The sequence below is a fragment of the Aequorivita viscosa genome (assembly GCF_900106795.1).
Lineage (GTDB): Bacteria > Bacteroidota > Bacteroidia > Flavobacteriales > Flavobacteriaceae > Aequorivita > Aequorivita viscosa.
Window position 1 is genome coordinate 34,237 of sequence record NZ_FNNS01000028.1, and the last position, 6,096, is coordinate 40,332.

Below are 6,096 nucleotides of genomic sequence, written 5' to 3' on the forward strand. Positions count from 1 at the left end.
AACTTATGTCTACTCCCAACTGGAAAATAGCCAAGGAATATTCTGATATTACCTATAAAAAATCGAATGGTGTGGCTCGAATTGCCTTTAACCGACCTGATGTTCGCAATGCATTTAGACCGAAAACAACTGCCGAATTGCTCGATGCGTTTCACGATGCACAAGAAGACACTTCTATTGGAGTGGTTTTACTTTCTGCTGAAGGGCCTTCGTCAAAAGATGGAGTTTACAGTTTCTGTAGTGGAGGCGACCAAAAAGCGAGAGGAGAGCAAGGATACGTTGGCGAAGATGGTTACCACAGATTGAACATTTTAGACGTACAAAGATTAATTCGTTTTATGCCCAAAGCAGTAATTTGTGTGGTTCCAGGATGGGCTGTAGGAGGGGGGCACAGTTTACACGTGGTTTGCGACTTAACCCTGGCGAGTAAAGAGCACGCAATCTTTAAACAAACCGATGCAGATGTAACGAGCTTCGATGGTGGTTATGGTAGTGCCTATCTAGCCAAAATGGTAGGACAGAAAAAAGCACGGGAAATATTTTTCCTCGGAAGAAATTATTCTGCACAAGAAGCTTTCGAGATGGGAATGGTAAACGCAGTTATCCCGCACGATGAACTTGAAGATACTGCATACGAATGGGCTCAAGAAATCCTTGCAAAATCACCTACTTCAATCAAAATGTTGAAATTTGCGATGAATCTCACCGATGACGGAATGGTTGGTCAACAAGTTTTCGCAGGTGAAGCCACTCGACTTGCCTATATGACAGAGGAGGCAAAAGAAGGTCGGGACGCTTTTCTGGAAAAACGCAAACCTAATTTTGAAAAGAAATGGTTGCCGTAAAAATTAAAAACTCATTGAACTGTATTAAAAAGTTCAATGAGTTTTTTACTTTTAAGCTAATCAGCATTTATTCTTCTGGAAAGACTGAACTTTCATACGCACCCGCATCAGGCGGTGTCGCTCTGTTAACCCCGTTGAGGTCAATTAATGGTTGAACTCCACTTAAGCCAATATCTTCGGCACCTGAATTTCCTTTTTCAATATTAAAATTGTTTTGATTGGTATTTTGAAAAGTTGGATTGACGTTAAAAACTATTTCAGAAAACAAGGATGCATCTGAAAAATCATATAATGGATTTTCTGAAAATTCGCCACGAGGATCTTCAAAACGAATTAAACTATTTTTAAAACTGAAATTAAACGCCGCTTCTAAACTTCTGCCAAGTGAAAGTTCGATACGGTCATTTCCGTAAATAATACAATTTGTGAAATCAGCTTTTATAAGGTCTGCAATAAACAAAGTTTCACCAACCTCCAAAGTGTTTTCAACAGTTACTGCCGAAAAGTTCCTGAATCCATTTGTCCAATAATTAGCAAAAGTACAATGATTAAATTCGTAACTACCACCTAATTGTATCGCTAATGACGACTGGCCGCTATTATTAATAACAACGTTTTCGCCATAAACGTGTCCTGTTACAGCCATTAATCCAATATTCGAATTATTGTAAAGTTGAACATTTCTTAATATTGCAGGACTGTCTTCTACAATTATGCCCACTATAGCATTTTTGATAGTTGTATGATTAAATTCGTTACCCGTACTGCCACTTGTTAGTCGGATATAGCCCCATTGTCCTGGGGTGTTTGCGAATGAAGGTTCTAATCTATCGCCTTGAAAAATCACTTCATTTTCCATTGCTTCCCGATCTAGACTTGGGGTACCCATAACTTTCATAGATCCCGCAACCAATATTCCACTGTTGGCGTGAAAATGCACGCGAGCTCCAGCTTCAACATTTAGGGTTTTATCAGATCTAACTGCGGCGAACCCATAAATAACATAGGGCTTTTCATTGGTAAAAGTCAATTCGTCATCATCGAGGAAAAACCCAGGAATTTCGATAGCATCTTCACCCGAACCCAGCGTTAATGTTTCTATAGTTCCATCAGCATATTTTTCAGGGTATAAAAAAACAGCGTCCTTTACCAAGGTAACAAGTTCTACCTTCTGTTCGTTTGCACCTGTGTCAAAAAGAATTTGATCGGTATATAGAAATTCATCAGAAGTGTTTGGCGGATTGTTAATGTCAAAAGTGGTTTCAACAAATATGAAAATGCTATCCTTGGCCAAAACTTGAACATCTTGAAATACTTTGCCGGGCATTCCGTCTACATTCAATCTATAATGCGAAGATTCTCCTTGCCCCAATTTAAGGCTAGGAATGTGGATATCGTCTTTGCTGTTATTGTATACTTTGAGTTTATAGGTGCTTGAACCAATATTTGTAAAAATTGTGTCCAAATATACTGTGTCCTTTGAAAATTCTAGATTTCCGCTGCTGGCTACTGTTTCAAAATCGTTGCGGCAGGAGCTCCACAATATAAAACAACACAAAATTGCTACGCCGTATAAATATTTCATTTGTTAATTTATTTGTTTTTCCAATGGAAATCTAAGTGAATTAGTTTGGTAAAAATATAACTTTTAATCCCGCTAATTATTGTGAACAGAGGAATATTCCGTTATTTCGAATCTAGATTTAGATTTTCATTTAGCTTAGGTAAGCATTGCCAATTATGATTAACAATTGGCGTACTATGTTACTTACCTTTTTCGATGATTTCAATTTTAAAAAGTTTGTCCCAGTTCTTTCCTGTGATATACAGAATGTTTGGTTCTGCTTTATATGCAATTCCGTTTAACACATCTAATCTTGGATGTTGGGTTACCTTGCTCTTTAAGTCTGTTAAATCAATAACCCCTTCTACAGCGCCATTTGTAGGATCAATAATCGCAATAGACCCTTGTTGGTACACATTGGCATATATTTTACCTTCAACCCATTCCAATTCATTTACACTATTTATTTTACTCGTATTTGTGAAGATTTCGATATAATCTTCTTCGGCAAGTGTGTTTGGGTTTAGTGTCCAGATTCTCTCGGTACCATCGCTTTTATAGATTTTTTTACCGTCGTTACAAAGCCCCCAACCTTCCTTACTTTCATTATAAACAAAGGTTCCGGTTTGCTCCATGGTTTTAAGGTTGTAGATAAACCCAGTTTTCTCTCGCCAGGTAAGTTGGTAAATTTTATTATTCAATATAGTAAGTCCTTCGCCAAAGTATTCATTTGCCAAAGTGACTTTTTGTAGAACTTCTCCAGTTTTGTAATCTGTTTTCCGCAGGGAAGATTGTCTATATTGGCCAGTACTTTCGTAAAGTGTGTCGTTTGCAAATTCCAGACCCTGAGTAAAGCCTTGAATATCGTGCGGAAAAGTTTCTAGTACTTTATAGGTATAGAGTTTTGGTTTAATTGAAGATAAAATAGTGATGTTTTTTGAAGCGATATACTTATTCCCTTTGCTATATATTTCCGCTTTTAGGGTTCTATTCCCTAGTTTTTGGCCCGAAAGCGAAATTTTATTTTCTGAAGCATCTATTTTATCCTTATTTAAATAGTAAATAACTGAATCTGTTTCGATGTTTTTGGTATTGCTCAAAGAAACGGAAAGAACATCTTTGGAGGTATATGTTTTTTGCGAATTGTTAATTTTGAGTAAAAAAACATCTTTTTCGCCCTCCAAATTATTTCCGCAACTACTTAAAAGCACAGTTAAGCATGTCGCAATTAGTGAATTATAAACTCTCATGGAACCTAAAATTTTTTCTGCAAGGTATTTATTAAAATTGTAATCTAAAAGCCTTTGAAAAACATCTAAAAAAAGTATATCTTTGCGCCGTGGCAAGTCCTACACAACCAGCTCCTGTTGAATCCTCCAGGGCGGGAACGCAGCAAAGGTAGATGGTCGTAGCGGTGTGATGTAGGTAGCTTGCCACTTTTTTATTCTTTTAACTTTCGGCTCTAGAAAGTTTTAGTTTTTCAAAACCTCAAGTACTTAATTTATCTCAAGAGAATAATAACTTTTTTCTCAACACTCTTTTTACATTCTATTTGCAAAACTGAACACATAAACGCACCTTTGCGTTTCAACAGCATTTTATGTCGAAAGTGATATTCATTACAGGGGCTTCGTCTGGAATTGGTAAAGCCATTGGCGAATACCTAGCTAACAAGAATTATCGTGTTTTTGGAACGAGCAGAAACCCACAGCGGATTAAAGATTCAAAATTTCCCTTAGTAAAGATGGATGTAAATGATAATGATTCAATCCAAGCAGCCATTTCGGAAGTAATTTTTAAAACCGAAAGGATTGATGTTCTTATAAATAACGCCGGTGTTGGCATTACAGGTCCAATTGAAGAAACTCCATCAACCGAAATTGAAAACGCATTTAACACCAATTTATTTGGTCCTATAAATGTAATTAAGGCTGTGTTGCCACAAATGCGGAAGCAGGGCGGTGGACACATTCTTAACATCACTTCCATTGCAGGGTATATGGGGTTGCCATATCGTGGGATTTACTCGGCGACCAAAGCAGCTTTAGAAATTACTATTGAAGCTATGCGAATGGAAACACTTCAATTTGGGATACAAATGACCAATGTGGCACCTGGCGATTTTGCTACCAATATTGCTGCCGGTCGATATCACGCGCCTGTTTTAGACGATTCTCCTTATAAAAAGGCATACAGTAATACCCTTAAATTAATGGATGAACACGTGGAAAGCGGCGAAGATCCTTTAAAAATGGCGAAAGTTGTGCATCAAATAATCGAGACTAAAAATCCGAAAATACACTATAAGGTAGGAGCTCCAATGCAAAAGTTTTCGATTGTATTAAAGCGGATTTTACCCGATAAAGTTTACGAAAATCTACTACTGAATCATTATAAGTTGAAATAGTATATCCTAATTATTTAAAAACAACGTTTTATGAATTCCAGAAAAGACCAACTCAAAGCATTTGACCGTTTATTGACTATTATGGATGAGCTTCGAGAGCAATGCCCGTGGGACAAGAAGCAAACCATGGAATCGCTTCGTCATTTAACAATTGAGGAAACTTACGAGTTGGGAGATGCCATTCTAGATAACGATTTGGAAGAGGTTAAAAAGGAATTGGGCGATGTGCTTTTACATATTGTTTTTTATTCGAAAATAGGAAGTGAAACTAATGATTTTGATATTGCTGATGTTTGCAATACTATTTGTGATAAACTAATCTCACGCCATCCGCATATTTATGGCGATGTTAAAGTTACAGATGAGGCCGAAGTGAAGCGAAATTGGGAGAATCTAAAGCTTAAAGAGGGCAAGACGAGTGTTTTGGAAGGAGTTCCAAGGTCACTACCCGCTGTTGTAAAAGCCAGTCGTATCCAAGAGAAAGTTGCAGGGGTAGGTTTTGACTGGGAAGAACCGCATCAAGTTTTTGAGAAATTGCAAGAGGAGTTAGGAGAGTTGCAACACGAAATTTTGGAAGACAATAAAGATAAAATTGAAGCCGAATTTGGGGATGTGTTGTTTTCAATGATTAATTATGCCCGTTTTTTAGGAGTAAATCCCGAAAATGCTTTGGAACGTACAAATAAGAAGTTTATAAACCGATTTCAATATTTAGAAGAAAAGGCCAAAGAGCTGAACAAATCATTAAAAGATATGACACTTGCCGAAATGGATGTGTTTTGGAATGAAGCGAAAGGTCAGTAATCAGTTTTCAGTGGGAGTTTGCAATATTTAAACTAAAGCTGTACTTCTAAAAATCTAAAATCGTATGTCATAAATTTAAAAAGAGGGTGAACAGTATTTAAATTATTGTTACACCCTCCAAAATCTATTATCCTAGATTATAAGGGACTATCTCATAAAGTGTGTTAGTTAAAAAAATAGCGGGGGCCGGCCCCCGCTATTTTTTTAACTAATTTTAAATTTTTACACATTATGAAGAAAGATGATTTAATTTCAGATGATTTTCTGAAGCAGTTCAAAACCCACGAAGAGCTCACGGGCTTTTTGAAGCAGATCCAGAAACGTGGTATCGAAAAGATGCTCGAAGGTGAGCTCGATAGCCACCTTGATTACGACAAGTACCAAAAGTCTACTGACGCTAATGTGCGCAACGGTCACACCAAGAAGAAAATAAAAACTTCCTTTGGTGAATCCGAGATTGCCGTCCCCAGGGATAG

The 6,096-nt window shown here is 37.2% G+C and carries 6 protein-coding genes and 1 other RNA gene; 5 read left to right on the forward strand and 2 right to left on the reverse strand.

The genetic code is table 11. From position 1 onward, the window contains the following. Positions 1–5: 5 nt before the first annotated feature. The gene (locus tag BLW28_RS13775; protein WP_073221373.1) at positions 6–845 is read left to right on the forward strand and encodes a 1,4-dihydroxy-2-naphthoyl-CoA synthase; all 840 of its coding nucleotides are present in this window, start codon (positions 6–8) and stop codon (positions 843–845) included. Positions 846–912: 67 nt separating this feature from the next. Here the strand turns inward: BLW28_RS13775 and BLW28_RS13780 are convergent, their stop codons facing one another. After that, positions 913–2,430, reverse strand: coding sequence for a hypothetical protein (locus BLW28_RS13780; RefSeq protein ID WP_073221379.1), 1,518 nt, complete (start codon positions 2,428–2,430; stop codon positions 913–915). A gap of 179 nt (positions 2,431–2,609) precedes the next feature. Then, positions 2,610–3,659, reverse strand: coding sequence for a glutaminyl-peptide cyclotransferase (locus BLW28_RS13785; protein ID WP_073221391.1), 1,050 nt, complete (start codon positions 3,657–3,659; stop codon positions 2,610–2,612). Positions 3,660–3,749: 90 nt separating this feature from the next. Between BLW28_RS13785 and ffs the strand changes: the two genes are divergently transcribed. The 4 genes from ffs to BLW28_RS13805 form a co-directional block, all read left to right on the forward strand. Beyond that, positions 3,750–3,848: signal recognition particle sRNA small type (gene ffs / locus BLW28_RS13790), an RNA gene on the forward strand. A gap of 161 nt (positions 3,849–4,009) precedes the next feature. Then, the gene (locus tag BLW28_RS13795; RefSeq protein ID WP_073221382.1) at positions 4,010–4,816 is read left to right on the forward strand and encodes an SDR family oxidoreductase; all 807 of its coding nucleotides are present in this window, start codon (positions 4,010–4,012) and stop codon (positions 4,814–4,816) included. A gap of 30 nt (positions 4,817–4,846) precedes the next feature. Further along, entirely contained in the window at positions 4,847–5,620 is a 774-nt protein-coding gene (gene mazG, locus BLW28_RS13800) for a nucleoside triphosphate pyrophosphohydrolase (RefSeq protein ID WP_073221384.1), read from the forward strand. Between the two features lie 231 nt (positions 5,621–5,851). Beyond that, positions 5,852–6,096, forward strand: a 245-nt coding sequence (locus tag BLW28_RS13805) for a transposase (RefSeq protein ID WP_177165881.1), incomplete at its 3' end; no start/stop codon positions are given.

Excerpts from the sequence above, each read along its gene's own strand:
- BLW28_RS13775 (WP_073221373.1), top strand. The coding sequence starts at position 6 with ATGTCTACTCCCAACTGGAAAATAGCCAAGGAATATTCTGATATTACC.
- BLW28_RS13780 (WP_073221379.1), bottom strand. The coding sequence starts at position 2,430 with ATGAAATATTTATACGGCGTAGCAATTTTGTGTTGTTTTATATTGTGG.
- BLW28_RS13785 (WP_073221391.1), bottom strand. The coding sequence starts at position 3,659 with ATGAGAGTTTATAATTCACTAATTGCGACATGCTTAACTGTGCTTTTA.
- BLW28_RS13795 (WP_073221382.1), top strand. The coding sequence starts at position 4,010 with ATGTCGAAAGTGATATTCATTACAGGGGCTTCGTCTGGAATTGGTAAA.
- mazG (WP_073221384.1), top strand. The coding sequence starts at position 4,847 with ATGAATTCCAGAAAAGACCAACTCAAAGCATTTGACCGTTTATTGACT.